The 16,744-nt window shown below is 71.8% G+C and carries 16 protein-coding genes; 10 read left to right on the plus strand and 6 right to left on the minus strand.

Annotated features, from left to right (window positions below):
* Window positions 1-42: 42 nt before the first annotated feature.
* Together AC3WLZ_RS06040 and AC3WLZ_RS06045 are read right to left on the minus strand one after the other, a co-directional pair.
* Window positions 43-1,404 (minus strand): aspartate aminotransferase family protein, encoded by a 1,362-nt coding sequence (locus AC3WLZ_RS06040; RefSeq protein ID WP_492469447.1) that lies wholly within the window; start codon window positions 1,402-1,404, stop codon window positions 43-45.
* A gap of 26 nt (window positions 1,405-1,430) precedes the next feature.
* On the minus strand, window positions 1,431-2,918 hold the full coding sequence (locus tag AC3WLZ_RS06045) for a CoA-acylating methylmalonate-semialdehyde dehydrogenase (RefSeq protein WP_492469448.1): 1,488 nt from the start codon (window positions 2,916-2,918) through the stop codon (window positions 1,431-1,433).
* A 99-nt stretch (window positions 2,919-3,017) separates the two neighbouring features.
* Here AC3WLZ_RS06045 and AC3WLZ_RS06050 point away from each other — a divergent pair, with 99 nt between their 5' ends.
* The 3 genes from AC3WLZ_RS06050 (at window position 3,018) to AC3WLZ_RS06060 (ending at window position 8,570) form a co-directional block, all read left to right on the plus strand.
* Window positions 3,018-4,673 carry a PucR family transcriptional regulator ligand-binding domain-containing protein gene (locus AC3WLZ_RS06050; RefSeq protein WP_492469449.1) on the plus strand — a complete coding sequence of 552 codons (1,656 nt, stop codon included), beginning with the start codon at window positions 3,018-3,020 and terminating at the stop codon, window positions 4,671-4,673.
* Between the two features lie 64 nt (window positions 4,674-4,737).
* Window positions 4,738-6,441: a cellulase family glycosylhydrolase gene (locus tag AC3WLZ_RS06055; RefSeq protein WP_492469450.1), complete on the plus strand. Its 1,704-nt coding sequence runs from the start codon at window positions 4,738-4,740 to the stop codon at window positions 6,439-6,441.
* Between the two features lie 80 nt (window positions 6,442-6,521).
* On the plus strand, window positions 6,522-8,570 hold the full coding sequence (locus AC3WLZ_RS06060) for an ArnT family glycosyltransferase (protein WP_492469451.1): 2,049 nt from the start codon (window positions 6,522-6,524) through the stop codon (window positions 8,568-8,570).
* A 30-nt stretch (window positions 8,571-8,600) separates the two neighbouring features.
* Here the strand turns inward: AC3WLZ_RS06060 and AC3WLZ_RS06065 are convergent, their stop codons facing one another.
* Entirely contained in the window at window positions 8,601-9,398 is a 798-nt protein-coding gene (locus AC3WLZ_RS06065) for an alpha/beta fold hydrolase (RefSeq protein WP_492469452.1), read from the minus strand.
* Window positions 9,399-9,455: 57 nt separating this feature from the next.
* Between AC3WLZ_RS06065 and AC3WLZ_RS06070 the strand changes: the two genes are divergently transcribed.
* The 5 genes from AC3WLZ_RS06070 (at window position 9,456) to AC3WLZ_RS06090 (ending at window position 12,747) form a co-directional block, all read left to right on the plus strand.
* Window positions 9,456-10,025, plus strand: a complete 570-nt coding sequence (locus AC3WLZ_RS06070; RefSeq protein ID WP_492469453.1) for a mismatch-specific DNA-glycosylase — start codon at window positions 9,456-9,458, stop codon at window positions 10,023-10,025.
* 77 nt (window positions 10,026-10,102) lie between these two features.
* Window positions 10,103-10,399: a DUF1905 domain-containing protein gene (locus AC3WLZ_RS06075; protein WP_492469454.1), complete on the plus strand. Its 297-nt coding sequence runs from the start codon at window positions 10,103-10,105 to the stop codon at window positions 10,397-10,399.
* A gap of 4 nt (window positions 10,400-10,403) precedes the next feature.
* Complete coding sequence (locus AC3WLZ_RS06080; protein ID WP_492469455.1) at window positions 10,404-10,856, plus strand: prepilin peptidase; 453 nt, start codon at window positions 10,404-10,406, stop codon at window positions 10,854-10,856.
* Window positions 10,857-10,987: 131 nt separating this feature from the next.
* Window positions 10,988-12,010 (plus strand): YhjD/YihY/BrkB family envelope integrity protein, encoded by a 1,023-nt coding sequence (locus tag AC3WLZ_RS06085; protein ID WP_412924197.1) that lies wholly within the window; start codon window positions 10,988-10,990, stop codon window positions 12,008-12,010.
* A 29-nt stretch (window positions 12,011-12,039) separates the two neighbouring features.
* Entirely contained in the window at window positions 12,040-12,747 is a 708-nt protein-coding gene (locus tag AC3WLZ_RS06090) for an NAD(P)H-hydrate epimerase (RefSeq protein ID WP_492469456.1), read from the plus strand.
* A 90-nt stretch (window positions 12,748-12,837) separates the two neighbouring features.
* Here AC3WLZ_RS06090 and AC3WLZ_RS06095 read toward each other — a convergent pair whose 3' ends face one another.
* Complete coding sequence (locus AC3WLZ_RS06095) at window positions 12,838-13,590, minus strand: glutamine amidotransferase (protein ID WP_492469457.1); 753 nt, start codon at window positions 13,588-13,590, stop codon at window positions 12,838-12,840.
* A gap of 71 nt (window positions 13,591-13,661) precedes the next feature.
* Here AC3WLZ_RS06095 and AC3WLZ_RS06100 point away from each other — a divergent pair, with 71 nt between their 5' ends.
* Both AC3WLZ_RS06100 and AC3WLZ_RS06105 read left to right on the plus strand, forming a co-directional pair.
* Window positions 13,662-13,889, plus strand: coding sequence for a response regulator (locus AC3WLZ_RS06100; RefSeq protein WP_412924200.1), 228 nt, complete (start codon window positions 13,662-13,664; stop codon window positions 13,887-13,889).
* A complete protein-coding gene (locus tag AC3WLZ_RS06105) occupies window positions 13,886-14,527 on the plus strand; it encodes a CYTH domain-containing protein (RefSeq protein WP_412924201.1) in 642 nt (213 codons plus the stop codon). The genes AC3WLZ_RS06100 and AC3WLZ_RS06105 overlap by 4 nt, the downstream gene beginning before the upstream one ends.
* Before the next feature lie 80 nt (window positions 14,528-14,607).
* On the opposite strand, the gene lpdA is transcribed toward AC3WLZ_RS06105, so the two are convergent.
* Together lpdA and AC3WLZ_RS06115 are read right to left on the minus strand one after the other, a co-directional pair.
* Entirely contained in the window at window positions 14,608-16,005 is a 1,398-nt protein-coding gene (gene lpdA / locus AC3WLZ_RS06110; protein ID WP_412924203.1) for a dihydrolipoyl dehydrogenase, read from the minus strand.
* A gap of 9 nt (window positions 16,006-16,014) precedes the next feature.
* Window positions 16,015-16,656 carry a copper resistance CopC family protein gene (locus AC3WLZ_RS06115; RefSeq protein ID WP_492469458.1) on the minus strand — a complete coding sequence of 214 codons (642 nt, stop codon included), beginning with the start codon at window positions 16,654-16,656 and terminating at the stop codon, window positions 16,015-16,017.
* Window positions 16,657-16,744 lie beyond the last annotated feature (88 nt).

A 16,744-nucleotide genomic window follows, 5' to 3' on the forward strand; every position in this document is an offset into this window, starting at 1 on the left:
TGGGCGGGGTCGCCACCCCGTCCACCACATTGCTCAACGTCTTCACGCCGTGGCCGCCTCATCGGCGACGGTCAGTGCCTCGTCGATGATGTCGAGGCCGCGGACGAGCTCGTCCTCGGTGATGACGAGCGGCGGGGCGACGTGCACACGGTTGAAGTGCGTGAAGGGCCACAGGCCGGCCTTCTTGCACGCCGCGGCGAACGCGGCCATGGGGGCGGCGTCCGCCCCGGCGGCGTTGAACGGCACGAGGGGTTCGCGCGTCTCGCGGTCGCGCACGAGCTCGATCGCCCAGAACAGTCCGCGACCGCGCACCTCGCCGATCGACGGGTGCTTCTCGGCCATCTCCCGCAGACGCGGGCCGACGACGCGCTCGCCGAGGTCGCGCACCCGCTCGAGGATCCCGTCGCGGCGGAACACCTCGAACGTCGCGATCCCGGGGGCGCAGGCCAGCGGGTGGCCCGAGTACGTCAGGCCGCCGGGGAAGGTCACGGTGTCGAAGTGGCTCGCGATGGCATCCGAGATCACCACTCCGCCGAGCGGCACGTAGCCGGAGTTGATGCCCTTGGCGAAGGTGATGAGGTCGGGGACGACGTCGAACGCGTCGACCGCGAACCACTCTCCGATGCGGCCGAAGCCGACCATGACCTCGTCGGCGATGTAGACGATGCCGTACTTGTCGCACAGGGCGCGCACACCCGGCAGATAGCCGGGCGGGGGCACGAGCACGCCGTTGGTGCCGACGACGGTCTCGAGGATGATCGCTCCGATCGTCGAGGCACCCTCGAGGATGATCGTCTGCTCGAGGTGCTCGAGGGCGCGGGCGGTCTCCTCCTCCTCGGAGGCGGAGTGGAACGCCGAGCGGTAGGCGTACGGGCCGAAGAAGTGCACGACCGAGGCGTCGGCCGGCTCGTTGGCCCAGCGGCGCGGGTCACCGGTGAGGGTGATCGCCGTCGAGGTGTTGCCGTGGTAGCTCCGGTACATCGCGAGCACCTTGCGCTTGCCGGTGACCAGGCGCGCCATGCGGACGGCGTTCTCGTTGGCATCCGCCCCGCCGTTGGTGAAGAACACCTTCGACATGCCGGCGGGAGCGACCTCGGAGATGAGGCGGGCCAGTTCGCCCCGCGTGCCGTTGGCCATCGCGGGCTGGATCGTGGCGAGCTCGCCCGCCTGTCGCTGGATCGCCTCGACGAGGTCGGGGTGCTGGTGGCCGAGGTTGAGGTTCACCAGCTGCGATGCGAAGTCGAGGTAGCGGTTGCCGGAGTAGTCCCAGAAGGTCGCGCCCTCGCCGCCGGCGACGGGGAGCGGGTCGATGAGCGCTTGCGCGCTCCACGAGTGGAAGACGTGGGCACGGTCGTCGGCGCGCACCTGCGCGTCGGCGGCGAGGTCGGGGGAGGTCAGGGTCATGATCGTTCCTTTCCGGATGCCGCTGGTCAGTGGTTGCTCGGGAAACCGAGGCTGATCTGGCTCTCGCTGGGGTCGGGCCACCGGGTGGTGACGACCTTGCTGCGCGTGTAGAAGTGGATCGACTCGGGGCCGTAGATGTGCGAGTCGCCGAAGAGCGAGTTGCGCCAGCCGCCGAAGGAGAATGCGCCGACGGGGACGGGGATCGGCACGTTCACGCCGACCATACCCACCTCGATGTCGAACTCGAACTGGCGTGCGGTGCCGCCGTCGCGCGTGAACACCGCGGTGCCGTTGGCGAAGGGGCTCGTGTTGATGAGGTCGACGGCCTCGTCGTAGCTCGCCACCCGGACGACCGAGAGGACGGGGCCGAAGATCTCGTCGTCGTACACCTTCATGCCCGGGGCGACGCGGTCCACGAGCGAGACGCCGATGAAGAATCCGTCGCCGTCGAACTGCTGCGTCGTTCCGTCGACGACGACCTCGGCACCCTCGGACGCTGCGCCGGTGACGTACGAGGCCACCTTGTCCCGGTGCTCGCGCGTGATGAGCGGACCCATCTCGCTCGCGGCATCCGTTCCGGGGCCGATCTTGAGGCCCTCGATGCGGGAGGCGACCTTCTCCACGAGCGCGTCGGCCACGTCGTCGCCCACCGCGACGAGCACCGAGACGGCCATGCAGCGCTCGCCGGCCGAGCCGTACGCGGCCGAGACGGCGGCGTCGGCGGCCGAGTCGAGGTCGGCGTCGGGCATGACGACCATGTGGTTCTTCGCGCCGCCGAGGGCCTGCACGCGCTTACCGTTCTCGGCCGCACGCGAGTAGATCGACCTCGCGATCGGGGTAGAGCCGACGAAGCTCACCGCGCGGACGTCGGGGGAGTCCAGCAGCGCGTCCACGGCCACCTTGTCGCCGTGCACGACGTTGAGGACACCGGCGGGGAGGCCCGCCTCCTCGAACAGCTTCGCCAGGAAGATCGACGCCGAGGGGTCTTTCTCGCTGGGCTTGAGCACGACCGTGTTGCCACAGGCGATGGCCGAGGCGGTCATCCACAGCGGCACCATCACCGGGAAGTTGAACGGAGTGATCGCGGCGACGACGCCGACGGGCTGCTTGACCGAGTGCACGTCGACGCCGCGGCTGACCTGCTCGGCGTGCTCGCCCTTGAGCAGGTGCACGAGCCCGGCGGCGAACTCGACGTTCTCGATGCCGCGGCTGATCTCGCCCTTGGCATCCGAGAGCACCTTGCCGTGCTCCGCGGTGATGATGGCGGCGAGCTCGTCGGTGCGCTCGACGAGGAGGTGACGGAGCCGGAAGAACACGTCGGCGCGCTTGATGAGGCTCGTCGCCCGCCACCCGGGCAGCGCCGCCTTCGCGGCGGCGATGGCCTCGTCGACCTCGGCGGTCGAGGCGAAGGCGACCTGCGCCTGCACGCGACCCGTGGCGGGGTCGAAGACATCGCCCGTGCGCTCCGCGGCGCCGTGGGCGGCACCGTTGATGTGGTGGTGGATGACGGTCATGCGGATCCTCCTCGAGATTCTCGGTCGTCCGGACAGATCGACCGGGGGCGCCGTAGGGTGTTCACTGCCGATTCTGCGGCACGGAAGGGGCGAGCGCGCATGGCTGATCGTCGCGAAGATGAGCGCTCCCGGACAGATCGTCCGGATGCCGGGGAGACCCCGGGCGACCGAGGGTTGCCCACCCTCGGCGAGGTGCTGGAGTCTCCCGCGCTCGCCGCCGGGGCGCCCGAGGTCCTCGTCGGCGGCGGGGCGCTGTCGACGCCCGTGCGGTGGGTGCACGTCTCGGACAGCCCGAGCGCGGCGCGCCTCCTCGAGGGCGGGGAGCTGCTCCTGACGACGGCGTCGGCGTGGCCCGCGGAACCGGCGGACCTGCGGGCCCTGGTGGCCGAGTTCGTGCGCGCGGGCCTGGTCGGGATCGTCATCGAGCTCGGCGCGCACTACCGCTACGTGCCCGCCGTCGTGGTCGAGGCCGCGGCGGCCGCGGGACTCGCCCTGGTCGCGCTCCATCGCGAGATCAAGTTCGTCGCCGTGACCGAGCAGGTGCATCGGCGCATCATCGACGACCAGACGGCGGCCCTGCGCGCCCGCGACGACGTCCGCACCCTCTTCACCTCCCTCGCCCTGCGCGGCGCCCCCGCCGACTACGTCGTGGAGCGGCTCGCCCACACGCTGCGCGCGCCCGTCGTGTTGGAATCTCTGGCGCACGAAGTGATCGTCGCCGATCTCGCGGGCGCCGAGCCCGCGGTCCTGAGCGAATGGCAGGAGCGATCACGCCGCTTCGGCGACGACGGTGACGACGGCCGCTCGATCGTGCCGGTGGAGGCCCGTGGCATCCGGTGGGCGACGCTCGTCGCTCTCGCGGGCCCGGGGCATCCGGCCGGCCGTCGGGCCGTGCTCGAGCAGGGTGCGACCGCGCTCGCCCTCGGCCGCCTCGCCGATCCCGACGGTGACGACTGGGCGCGGCTCGGCCGCCGCCGTCTGATGGACGCGCTGCTGGGCGGACGCTACGGTTCCGCCGAGGAGGTCGTCGCCCTGCTGGGGGCCGCGCGCGTGGACCTCACCGATACTGCGCTGATCGGCCTCGCGGCCGACGGCTCCACGGCCGCCGCCGTCGAGGCTGCGGCGGCCGACCTCGGCGGGCGTGCGCTGTGCGGGACGCCCCGCGGAGCGAGCGAGCGGGCGGCGGGATGGATGCCGATCCTGCTGGCCGTGCCCGCGTCGGCGACCTTCGCGGGTGCCGCGGCCGAACGCTTCCTCGCACGCCTGCGCGGGGATGGGTCGCCGCCCCGGCTGTCGGTCGGTCCTCGTGTCGACGGCGCGGCGGGCGAGGCGGCCGTGCCCGCCCTGCTCGATTCCCTCGAGCAGGCGCTCGACCTCGCCGAAGTGGGCGATCTCCCCGACGGCGAAGTGCACTGGGTCGTGCGGCATCCGCTCGTCCGGTTCGTGTCGTCGCTGCGGGGGGATCACCGCCTGCTCGAGCACGGCGAGCTCCTCCTCGCCCCCGTGCTGGCGGCCCCGCCCGCCCGGCGTCGCGACCTGCTCGCCGCGCTGTCCGCGATCGTGGCCCACCCCGGCAATCGCACCGCCGCGGCGGCGGCGGCGCACGTTTCGCGCTCGGTGTTCTACCAGCGCCTCGACCTCGCCGAGCGGGTGCTGGGCGTCGATCTCGATGACGGGGAGGTGTTGGCGGCGCTGCACCTCGCCCTCGTCGTGCACCGGGCCCATCGTTCGCCGCGCTCCGCCGACGGGCGATGAGCGTGGGGGCGATGCCCGGCGGCGTTCGCGACCGCTACGATGACCCGAACGGGCAGGGGCAGATGTGGCGGAACAGCGGACGTGGGTGCGGCGCGCGTGGATGCGTGCGGCCGCCGTGGCGTCGGTCGCCGGGCTGCTGATGGTCGGGGCTGTGGCAGCGCCGGCGGCCTCGGCCGCGAGCCTGCCGGGATGGCTGTCCACCCGCGGATCGACCATCATCACGTCCACCGGCAGCCCCTACTCGATCAAGGCCGCCGCCTGGTTCGGCATGGAGACGTCGAACTGCGCCCCGCACGGGCTGTGGTCGATCTCACTGGACGAGGGGCTGACGACGATCGCCGGGATGGGCTTCAACACCCTTCGGTTGCCGTTCTCCACGGAGTGCTTGGCGGCGTCCGCGACGACCTCGATCAACGCCTACGTCAACCCGGGGCTCGACAGGCTGACGCCGCTCCAGCTGTTGGACACCGTGATCGCGCGGGCGAAGGCGCGGGGACTTTCGGTCATCCTCGATCGCCACCGTCCCGACTCGGGATCGCAGAGCGAGCTCTGGTACACCGCGCAGTACTCGGAGAAGCGGTGGATCGACGACTGGACGATGCTCGCCGCGCGCTACAAGAACGATTCCACCGTCATCGGCGTCGACCTGCACAACGAACCGCACGGGCCGGCGTGCTGGAACTGCGGTGATCCCGCGCGCGACTGGCGCGCGGCGGCGACGCGGGCGGGGAACGCCGTCCTCGCGGTCAACCCGCGTCTGCTGATCGTCATCGAGGGCGTCGAGCGGCAGAACGACGGCTCGAGCACCTGGTGGGGCGGCGGGCTCAAAGACGTCCGGAACGCGCCGGTGACGCTGTCGGTCGCCAACCAGGTCGTGTACTCGCCGCACGACTATCCGGCGTCGGTGCACGCGCAGTCGTGGTTCTCGGATGCGCGCTACCCCGCGAATCTCGAGCCGTTGTGGGATGCCAACTGGGGCTATCTCGCGAAAGAGAACATCGCGCCCGTCCTTCTCGGTGAATTCGGCACGAAGTTGGAGACCCCGAGCGACGCGACCTGGCTGTCGACGCTCGTGGGCTACATCGCCAAACGCGGGATCAGCTACGCCTACTGGTCGTTCAACCCCAACAGCGGCGACACCGGCGGACTCGTGACAGACGACTGGCGTACCCCGCAGACGGCGAAGCTGAAGGCTCTCCAGCCCATCCTCACGCCGGTCGCGCAGCCGACCCCCACCCCCTCCGTCACGCCGAAGCCGACCGCGTCGCCGAAGCCGACGTCGACCGCGTCGCCGAAGCCGACCGCGTCGCCGAAGCCGACCGTGACGCCGAAGCCGACCGCGACGCCGAAGCCCACGTCCACTCCGAAGCCGACCGCGTCGCCGACGCCCAAGCCCACGACCACCCCCAAGCCGACCGCCACGCCGAAGCCGACCGCGACGCCGAAGCCGACCGTGAGCTCCGCTCCCGCCGCGATCGCGGCCACCTGGATCCCGCAGAGCTCGTGGGGCGAGGGGTACGTCGCCGAGTTGACGGTCACCGCAACCGGTGGCGCGGTGACGGCGTGGACGGTGTCGTGGTCGTCCCCGGGGGCGACGGCGGTGACGAACGCGTGGGGCATGACGTGCGACGTCCGTTCGAGCACCGTGACGTGCCGTGGAGACGGGTGGGCCAGCGCGCTCGCCTCCGGGCAGACCGTACGGGTGGGCGTGCAGATGGCGGCCACGGCGGCGCCCAACGCTCCCCGGCTCAGCGTCACCGCCCGGTGATGCACCGCATCGCGGCATCCATCGCTCGTCCATAGGGAGCGCAGGGCGTCGGTTAGTGGTCGGATGCCTACGATGCGCCGGTGACCGCCGCACTCACCATTCCGCACACTCCGTTGGCCCGGACCGCCACGGCCGCACCGCCGCGTGGCGGTGGTTGGGTGTGGGGCCTCGTCGCCGTCGGCACCCTGGCGCTCGTGCTGACCGCCTGGCAGGTGTGGGACGGCGCGCCGTCGGACTATTACGCCTCCATCGCGGTGTCGATGAGCCAGTCCTGGTCGAACTTCTTCTTCGGGGCCATGGACCCGGCGGGCACCGTCACGCTCGACAAGATCCCGGGGTCGTTCTGGATCCCGGCCCTTTTCGTGAGGGTGTTCGGCTACTCGGCATGGGCGGTGATCCTCCCCAACGCTCTCGCTGCCGTCGGTGCGGCGCTGATCACCGCCGTCACGGCCCGTCGCCTCGCGGGCACGCGGGCGGGTCTGTTCGCGGGCGCGATCGTCGCGGTGACGCCGATCCTCGTCGCGGTCGCACGCTCGAACCAGCCGGAGTCATTCTTCGTGCTGGGCCTGTCGATCACGGCGTGGGCGGCGGTCCGAGCCGTCCAGGCGCGCAGTCTCGGGTGGTTGGTCGTCGCGGGCGCGGCGATCGGGCTGTCGTTCCAGTTCTACATGCTCGAAGCATGGGCGGTGTGGCCCGCGCTCGCCGCGGCGTACCTGTGCACCGCGCAATCGTGGCGGCGCCGGATCGGCCACCTCATCGCCGCGGGCGCCGTCAGTGCCGTCGCGTCGCTGTGGTGGGTTGCGATCGTGTCGCTGGTCCCGGCGGGGAGCCGCCCCTACATCGGCAGCACCCTCGGCAACGATCCGTGGGAGATGGTGTTCGGGTACAACGGACTCGGCCGCTTCGGTGCGACGGACGACAGCTCCGCGTACGAGTCGTTCACCCCGCCCTTCTCCGGCAGCCCCGGCGTGTTGCGTCTGTTCAACGCGCAGCTGGCGGGTCAGATCGCCTGGCTGATCCCCGCGGCCCTCATCGCGCTCGTCGTGCTGTGGATCCTTCGCTTCCCGCGACCCCTGACCGTGTTGCTGACGGTGTGGACCCTCACCTTCGGAGCGATGTTCTCGACCGTCGCGGGAATGCACCAGTTCTACACGGCCGCCCTCGCCGTTCCCCTCGGACTCGTCGTGGCGACCGCGCTCGCGTGGAGTCGGCGGGCGCGGAAGACCTGGCCCGTCGCGACGATCGTGGCCGTCGCCGCGGTGACCGCGCTCGCCATCGGCTTCTCCGTGGGCGGGTACACCATCCCCGTTGCGCTCGCGCAGGCCGTCGCGGCGGTCGTCGCCCTCGCGCTGCTGTTCACCCGTCACCGCACGCGGATCGTCACCACCGCGGCGATGCTCGTGGGCCTGCTTCTGACTCCCACGGTGTGGTCGGCCGTGACGATCGCCCACCCGAGCTCGATCAACCCGGTCGCCGGCGGGGTGTCCGAGATGGCGTCGGGGTTCGGCGGCCGCGGGGGCGCCGCGGCGGGCGGGAGTGGCTTCGCCGGCGCGGCGAACGGCGGTCCTGCCGCGGGCGGATTCGCCGGAGCCCCGAACGGTGGACCGGGTGCGAGCGGATCCGGCCGTTTCCCCGGGGCGCCCACCGGCGGCGCCGCGCGAGACGGCCGGGGTGGTGGCGGAGCCGACGGCCGCACCGGCGGGCTCGGGGGGTCCGGCGGCGACACCAGCGCGTTGCTGTCGTGGCTCGAGACGAACCGGGGTGGGGCGACCTACCTCGCGGCGACCTTCGGGGCGCAGACCGCGGCGCCGCTCATCGTGGCGTCGGATGGCGAATCCGTCCTCCCGATCGGCGGCTTCAACGGCACGGACGCGGCGCCGACCCTCGACCGGTTCATCTCGCTGGTCGAGAGTGGGCAGCTACGGTACGTCATCGGGGGTCAGGACCGTATCGGTGGTCCGGGCGGGGGAGCCTTCGGTGGGGCGAACGGCAGCGGTGCTGCCACCTCCTCTACGGGCACGACCTCGGCACAGATCCGCGCGTGGGTGGAGCAGAACTGCACGCCCGCGACGGATGCTCCGACCACCGTGTACGTCTGCGGCTCGGGCACCGGCGACGATGGCGCGTGACCCCGCCCGCTCTCCGCGCGGGGTGGGCGCTCAGATGTCGCGCGCGAGGAACACGACCCCGGCCTCGCGGAAGGCGCGGGCACCGGGGGCGTTGACGTGGTGCCGCCCCGGGATGTCGACGAACTCCCCGTGCGGGAGGAGACCGGCCAGGCGCGTCGACTGGTCGTGGATGGGGTCCTCGGTGCCGGTGGCGATGAGCACCGGCTGCTGCGGCGGCGATGCGGGGTCGGGATCCGTCTGGCCGAGGCGCATCCCCTCGGCGATCGCGACGAGGGCACGAAGGTCGTTGCCCGGCACGCGGTCGGCGAGCGACATGTAGCGCAGGGTGGTGGCATCCTGAACCGGTTCGCCGTGATCGAGGAACGCCCGCGCCTGATCGACCTGGAGCCGCGCGAGCGGCCGGCCGTCCGGGATGCCGCCGAGCACCGCGCGTTCGACGTGCTCGGGCGCGTCGACGGCGAGCTGCCATCCGACGCGGCCGCCGAGCGAGTACCCGAGGTAACGCACCTGGTCGACCAGGTAGGTGTCGAGGACCGCGACGAGGTCGGAGACGAGCGCGCTCATGCGGTAGGCGTCGGCGTCGTGAGGTTTGTCGCTCAGGCCGTGGCCGCGTTGGTCGGCGGCGAGCACCCGGAAGCCCGCGCGCAGAAGATCGCGAACCCAACCGGTGTTGACCCAGTTGTCGCGCGTGCTCGACCCGAAGCCGTGGACGCACAGCACCGGGGGCGCCTCGGGGTCTCCCCACGAGTAGGTCGCGAGGCGGATGTTGTCGCCCACGATGACGAACTGGGCGGGAGGGACCTCGGTCAGAGCCGGAACGACATCCATTCCGCCGATCCTGGCACAACCGCGCATCGGGCGGAGGAATGTGGTCATAGTGGTCTCGTGGGGTATTCGCGCGCCGAGCTGGAGTCGTACCGGGATGCCACGATCCCCGACCTCGTCGGGCCCGGGCTCCGGCTGCTCTTCGTGGGCATCAACCCCGGTCTGTGGACGGCGGCCACCGGTACGCCGTTCGCCCGGCCCGGCAACCGGTTCTGGCCCGCGCTGGTCGCGGCGGGTGTCCTCCCGCGCCTCCCCGCCTATACCGGACCCCTCGACGACGCCGACCGCGCCATGATCTTCGCGGCCGGCATCGGCGTGAGCAACCTCGTCGCCCGGGCGACGGCGCGCGCCGACGAACTCGGCCGCGAGGAACTCCGCGCGGGCGCCGCGGCGCTGGAGACCCGCGTGGCCGCCCTCGATCCGCGCGCCGTGGCCGTCGTCGGTCTCACCGCCTACCGTCAGGGTTTCGAACGCCCGAAGGCCGTCGCGGGGCGGCAAGACGAGAGCATCGCGGGAGTGCCCACGTGGGTGCTGCCGAACCCGAGTGGTCTCAACGCTCACGACACCGTCGCCTCTCTCGCGCTGGCCTACGCCGACCCGGCGCGTGCCGCGGGGATCCTGCCGGCGTGACGGCTCCTCCCCACGGGAGAACGGCGTGGGCGGCTCCGGGCGCCGGGGTAGGGTGACGCGATCGGAAGGAGACGCGGGTGATCGTGGAGTTCGAGGGAGAGGTCTTCCGGTGGGCCGCGCGGCTCGACAGCGACTGGTACTTCGTCGCCCTGCCGCTCGATCTCAGCGAAGCCGTCCGCGAGACCCAGACCTACCGTCGTGGCTTCGGGGGTGTCCGCGTGGAGGCCACGATCGGGTCGTCGACCTGGCGGACCTCGGTGTTCCCCCAGTCCGACGGGGCGTACGTCCTGCCGCTGAAACGCGCGGTCCGCGACCGAGAGGGGATCAAGCCCGACGGGATCGTCCTCGTCCATCTGTCGGTCGTCGACGCGTAACCGCGTGCTCGGCGTCGCCCTCGCCTCCTTCGCGGCCCTGAGCGTCGTCCTCGCCGTCGTCGACCTCCGCCACCATCGCCTCCCGCACGTCCTCGTGCTCCCCGGCCTCGCGCTCGCGCTGGCGTTGCTGACCGCCACGGCACTCGCCGACGGCGCACTCGAACGCGTCGCGGGCGTGTGGGGCGGGGCGGCATCCGCGTTCCTCGTCTGCCTCCTGCTGCACGGGGTCCGGCCCGCGGCCTTCGGCGGCGGCGACGTCACGCTCTCCGCGCTCGTCGGCGCCCACCTCGGGTGGTTCGGAGCGGATGCCGTGATCACGGGACTCGTCGCGGGCTTCGCGTGCGGCGGAGCCGCCGCCGCGGGAGCGCTGCTCGCCGGGCTACGGCGCGCCGAGGTCGCCTTCGGGCCGCCGTTGCTGGTGGGGGCGTGGTGGGTGCTCCTGAGGGCGATCACGTGACGGGCTCACCTCCACGCCCCCGCGTTCTCGCCCATCGCCGCCGAGATTCTCCGAGCGTCGCGCGGTTCGGCGATTCCGCTGCTCGGTCAACCCCGAACGGAGAATCCGCGCGCCCCGCTTAGCCTGAGGAAATGGCTGACCTCCTCCGTCGCGTCACCGCGTGGGCGCTGCAGCAGCGTCTCGTGCGCGCCTACCTCGTTTATGCGGGGCGGCGCGGACCCATCCTCGCCGACAGCGTGACCTACCGCACCCTCTTCAGCGTCTTCGCCGGTGTGCTCATCGGATTCTCGTTCGCGGCCCTGTGGCTCGCGGGGAACCCGGACGGGCTCGCCGCTCTCGTGCGCGCCGTGGACAGCGCCATCCCGGGCCTGGTCGGCCCCGACGGTCTCATCGACGTCGCCGATATCAAGGCGCCCGCGGGCTTCACCATCGCGGGCATCCTCGGTTCGCTCGGCCTCGTCGGCGCCGCGATCGGCGCGGTCGGATCGCTCCGGTCGGCGCTCCGCCAGATCGCCGACGTCACGACCGAGGACACGTTCATCGTCTGGGTGATCCTGCGCAACCTGGCGCTCGCGATCGGCGTCGGCGTCGCACTCGCGGCGGCCGCGGCCGTGACCTTCCTCGCGACCGCGGGGCTGACGGTCGTGCGTGACTGGCTGGGCATCTCCGCGGATTCGTGGGTCACCGGCATCCTGACCTGGCTGGTCTCGACTCTCGTCGTCCTCGCGCTCGACTCCGCGGTCGTCGCCGCGGCGTTCGCGCTGCTCTCCGGACTGAGGGTGCGGCGGGCGACGCTGCTGCGCGGCGCGCTCCTCGGTGGGATCGGTCTCGTCGTGCTGCAGCAGTTGTCGGGGCTGTTCGTCGGGGGCGCCGGCAGCAATCCGCTGCTCGCGACCTTCGCCGCCCTCATCGCGCTGCTGCTGTGGCTCAATCTCTCCAGCCAGGTGATCCTGCTCGCCGGTGCCTACATCACGGTCGGACACGAGGAGGACGAGGACCGGGTGCGCGCGAAGTACGCGGCCTCGACGCTCGTGCAGTTCCGTGTGCAGCGCGCCGAGCGGGCCGTGCAGGCGGCCGTCGGCGAACTGGATGCCGCCCGAGAGGCGGAGACGAAGGAACGCGAGACGATCGCGAAGAATACCGCCCACGACTGACCTCGCCGCACGCGTCTAGGGTGGGCCACATGACCGAGCGCATCGTCGCTTACACCGCCGACACGATCCGTGCGGCGGAGGCGCCGCTCCTCGCCGCCGGCCGTCCGCTCATGCGTGAGGCCGCCCGCGCGCTCGCCCGGGTCGTCGCCGACGAGCTCGTCCGGACGCCCGGGCCCGTCCTGGTCCTTGCCGGATCGGGGGACAACGGGGGAGACGTGCTCTTCGCCGCCGCGCACATCGCCGGCGGCGGCACCCGCGTGGATGTCGTGCTCACCCGCGACCGCGTTCATCGCGAGGCTCTCGACACGGCCCTCGCTGCGGGGGCCCGGCTCCGGGATGCCTCGGAGATCTGCGCCGCCGGGTCGGATCACGTGCTGGTGCTCGACGGCATCCTGGGCATCGGCGCCTCCGCCGATCCACGCTTGCGGGGGACCGCCCGCGCCGTCGTCGAGGCGCTCCTGCCGGCAGTGCTCGAGGGACGCGTGCGGGTCGTGGCCGCCGATCTTCCCAGCGGGCTGCACCCCGATTCGGGCGAGGCGGATGCCGCCGTCCTTCCCGCCGACATCACGGTGACGTTCGGGGCGGTGAAAGCGGGGTCGCTGCGCGGACGCGGTCCCGAGCTCTCCGGTCGCCTGGTGCTGGTGGACCTCGGGCTCGAGCCGCAGCTGCGGCTCGTGCACCCCGCGATCACCGCGGTCGTGCCGGTCGTGCGGCGGACTCCGGCCGAGCGGGCGTAGCGCGGCCCCGGGCGCGTCAGGCGGCCATGCGAGCGGTCGGGTGGGTGCGGCGCCGCGCCGAGCGTTGCGCGGACCGGAGCGTGGTCCGGGTCAGCGCGCGTAGCGCTCGACGAACGTGCGGAGGATGCGACCCGTCGACGTGACGGGCGCGCGCCGGACGGCCGCGAGGGTCAGGTCGAGCTCGTCGGGCGCGAAGTATCCGTACGACGCGTACGCGTGGATGCGCGTGACGATGCCGGCGAGATCGAGTTCGGGATGGAACTGCGTCGCGTAGACGTTCTCGCCGACGCGGAACATCTGGACCGGGCACGTGGGGGAGGATGCCAGCAGCGTCGCCGCCGGGGGAAGCGCGGAGATCGCCTCCTTGTGCCCCACGAACGCGGCGAAGCCTTCGGGCATACCGGCGAGCAGCGGGTCGGCGCGGCCGGCCTCCGACAGCGACACGTCCACCACGCCGATGGATTCGGCGTAGGTGCCGTCGATGGGGGCGCCCAGGTGCGTTCCGAGGGTGCCGACGCCGTAACAGGCGCCGAGGAACGGCGCATCCCGCGCGACGACCTCGTCGACCAGCGCGGCCATCTCGGCCTCGACCCGTCGCTGCACCGCCGACTTCTCCTCCCACGGGTCGGACGCGTTGAACGGGCTCCCTCCGACCAGGATGCCGGCGACCTCATCGAGGTCGATCTCGGGCATCGGATCGCGCTCGAGCCGGACGCGACGCAGCCGCCCGGGAGGCAGGCCGGTGAACCGCAGGAACAGCGCGTATTCCTCGTCCGCGGGAAGGTCTTGCGCGCGCGTCGCGAGGAGCACGAACGGCTTGTCGCCGGGGAGGTCCGCGCTCATCACCCGAGCGAGTCTAGGCGAGGGGTGTCAAGGCGCGGGCCGCGCGCGAGGGCCCGGTCTACGCTGGGCACATGGCTATTGCACGACTGACCGGAGGCCCGCTCGACGGGCAGGTGATCCCGCTCGAGAACGAGTCCGATGACACGCTGATCATGCCCTACAGCGAGGGGCAGCTCGTCTACCGTCGCGAAGGCGGGCTGGAGAACACCGGCGAGTCCGACGGCCCCACGCAGGCGGTCTACGCCTATGTCGAGGAGACCGAGGACATCAACCCGGATGTCGACGGACGCGACGATTGAGTAAAGGCGCGCCGGGGTCTTCGTCGGTCGAGGTCGAGTCGAAGTACGACGTCGAGTCCGACACGCCCCTTCCCGATTGGTCGGCGGTTCCCGGCGTCGCCCGCGTGGGCGAGGCCGAGCCGCGTGTCCTGGACGCGCGCTACGTCGACACCGCCGACGCCGACCTGGCGCGCAACGGCGTCGCCGTGCGTCGCCGCCAGGGTGGACCCGACGCGGGGTGGCACATCAAGGCTCCCGCCGAGGGCGGTCGCTCGGAGACGCAGTGGCCGCTCGGCGACATCGGCGATCCCGACGCCGACCCGGTGGTTCCGGATGAGATCCAGGATGCCGTCGCCGGCTGGGCACGGGGACCCTTCGTCCCGCTCGCACGCGTGCGCAACCATCGCACGGCGTACGCGCTGCTCGACGCGGACGGGGGTATCGTCGCGGAGTTCGTCGACGACCGCGTCCGAGCGCTCGACGAACGCCGCGGCGTGGAATCGGAGTGGCGCGAGTGGGAGGTGGAGCTGGGTCCCGCCGGTCCCGCCGATGACGCCGGTCGCACGGCCCTTTTCGCGGCGGTCGACGCGGCGGTGTTCGCCGCCGGTGGTCGGCCCGCGGCATCCGGTTCGAAGCTGGCCCGCACCCTCGGCCACTGACACGAAGTCGCAGACGACGACGGCCCCCGACCCGCTCTCTCGAGTGGGTCAGGGGCCGTCGGACGTTGCGACCGGTCGGGTCAGAGGTTGATCATGTGGCCGACGAGACCGTGGAAGGCCTCCTGCAGGCCTTCCGACAGCGTCGGGTGCGTGTGCACGTTACGCGCGGCCTCGAGGGCGGTGAGGTCCCACTTCTGCGCGAGCGTCAGCTCGGGGAGCAGCTCGGAGACGTCGGGGCCGATGAGGTGGCCGCCGATGAGCTCGAGCGTCTCGGCGTCGGCGACGAGCTTGACGAAGCCGACGGGCTCGCCCAGGCCGTTGGCCTTGCCGTTGGCCGAGAACGGGAACTTCGCGACCTTGATGTCGTGGCCGGCGTCGCGCGCCTGCTGCTCCGTCAGGCCGAACGAGGCGACCTGCGGGTTGCAGAAGGTGGCGCGGGGCATGTTCCGGTAGTCGCCCAGGGTCTGCGTCTCGGCGCCTCCGATGGTCTCGGCCGCCACGACGCCCTGCGCCTCGGCGACGTGCGCGAGCTGCAGCTTCGCGGTGACGTCGCCGATGGCGTAGATGTGCGGGACGTTGGTGCGCATGTGGTCGTCGATGTCGATCGCGCCGCGCTCGGTGAGCTTCACACCGGTGTTCTCGAGACCGAAGCCGTCGACCTTGGGCGCGAAACCGATCGACATGAGCACGCGGTCGGCGTCGATCGAGCCGGTCGTGCCGTCCTTGCCGGTGTAGGCGACGGTGACCTTGTCGCCGTGGTCGGTGACGGAGTCGACCTTGGTGGAGGTGAGGATGTCGACGCCGTAGCTCTTGTACTGCCGCTGGATCTCCTTCGAGACCTCGGCGTCCTCGTTGGGGAGGGCACGGTCGAGGAACTCGATGATCGTGACCTTGACGCCGTAGTTCGTCAGGACGTAGGCGAACTCCATGCCGATGGCGCCGGCCCCGACGATGACGATGGAGCCGGGCAGTTCGCGGTTGAGGATCTGCTCCTCGTAGGTCACGACGTTCTCGGACAGCGTCACGCCGGGCAGCAGGCGCACGGTCGAGCCGGTGGCGATGATGACGTTGTCGAAGGTGACCTGTTCCTTCGAGCCGTCGGCCTTGGTGACATCCAGGGTGTGGTCGTCGACGAAATGACCGCGGCCCTCGTACTCGGTGACCTTGTTCTTCTTCATCAGGTAGTGGATGCCCTTGACGTGGCCGGCCGCGACCGACCGGGAGCGGTCGAAGGCGGTGCCGAAGTCGAAGTGCACGTCACCCGAGATGCCGAACAGGTCGGCCTTCGCGTGGAACGTGTGCGCGAGGTCGGCGTTGCGCAGCAGAGCCTTGGAGGGGATGCAGCCGACGTTCAGGCACACACCACCCCAGTACTTCTCTTCGATGACCGCGACCGACAGCCCCAGCTGCGCGCCGCGCACGGCTGCGACGTACCCGCCGGGACCCGCACCAAGAATGACCAGATCGTAATGAGGCATGTCTTCAGCCTATCGCCCGGCGCTCCCCGCGGAGCCTCTTCCGGACGAGCCTCCGCGGCCCCGGGCGAGGGCCACCCAGACGAGTACTCCGACGACGAGGACGGCCGCCACGGCGAGCAGGATCCACGGCAGGGGAGAGGCATCCGAGGTGCTCTCGGCCGGGGCCGGGGTCGCCGTGACCGTGACCGTCGGCTCGGGCGTCGAGGTCGCTGAGGGGGTCTCCGTGGGAGTGGGGGTCGCGGTCGGCGTGGGCGCGGCGGGAACGGTGAAGGAGAACGTGCCGTCGATGGGGTGCCCGTCGCCCGAGACGACGCGCCAGACGACAGTGACGACCCCGGATGCCGGTCCGGCGAGGGCCTGGGTGACGACCGTGCCCGACACCGTTGCCGCGCCGTCGGTGAGGGCGGTGCCCGCGGCATCCGTCACCTGGATGACGGTGGCGCCGTCGGCGTCGAGGATGTCGGCGCTGTAGGTGAGGGTGATCTGCGGGGGGAGCGCGTCCAGCACCGCATCCGCCGAGGGGTCCGACGACACCAGTTCGTCGTGCGCGGAGGCCGGGGCCGCCGGGATCAGGAGCGCCGCGAGCGCGACGGCCGCGGCGGCCAGGAATGCGGGCAGGGTGCGCCGACGAGGCGCGGAGGACGTGATCACCCCATCGACCCTAGCGAGGGTGCCTGAGTCGAGCCGGGGAGGCGTGCCCCGATGGACGACACTCGGGGTGACCCGGACTCGACAGGGT

The organism is Microbacterium sp. FW305-3-2-15-F-LB2, assembly GCF_058787255.1.

What these genes read in the sequence shown, in the direction of transcription:
- AC3WLZ_RS06090 (WP_492469456.1), top strand. Translation starts at nt 12,040, where the DNA reads ATGACCGAGCGCATCGTCGCTTACACCGCCGACACGATCCGTGCGGCG.
- AC3WLZ_RS06045 (WP_492469448.1), bottom strand. Translation starts at nt 2,918, where the DNA reads ATGACCGTCATCCACCACCACATCAACGGTGCCGCCCACGGCGCCGCG.
- AC3WLZ_RS06065 (WP_492469452.1), bottom strand. Translation starts at nt 9,398, where the DNA reads ATGGATGTCGTTCCGGCTCTGACCGAGGTCCCTCCCGCCCAGTTCGTC.
- AC3WLZ_RS06095 (WP_492469457.1), bottom strand. Translation starts at nt 13,590, where the DNA reads ATGAGCGCGGACCTCCCCGGCGACAAGCCGTTCGTGCTCCTCGCGACG.
- AC3WLZ_RS06100 (WP_412924200.1), top strand. Translation starts at nt 13,662, where the DNA reads ATGGCTATTGCACGACTGACCGGAGGCCCGCTCGACGGGCAGGTGATC.
- AC3WLZ_RS06040 (WP_492469447.1), bottom strand. Translation starts at nt 1,404, where the DNA reads ATGACCCTGACCTCCCCCGACCTCGCCGCCGACGCGCAGGTGCGCGCC.
- AC3WLZ_RS06085 (WP_412924197.1), top strand. Translation starts at nt 10,988, where the DNA reads ATGGCTGACCTCCTCCGTCGCGTCACCGCGTGGGCGCTGCAGCAGCGT.
- AC3WLZ_RS06050 (WP_492469449.1), top strand. Translation starts at nt 3,018, where the DNA reads ATGGCTGATCGTCGCGAAGATGAGCGCTCCCGGACAGATCGTCCGGAT.
- lpdA (WP_412924203.1), bottom strand. Translation starts at nt 16,005, where the DNA reads ATGCCTCATTACGATCTGGTCATTCTTGGTGCGGGTCCCGGCGGGTAC.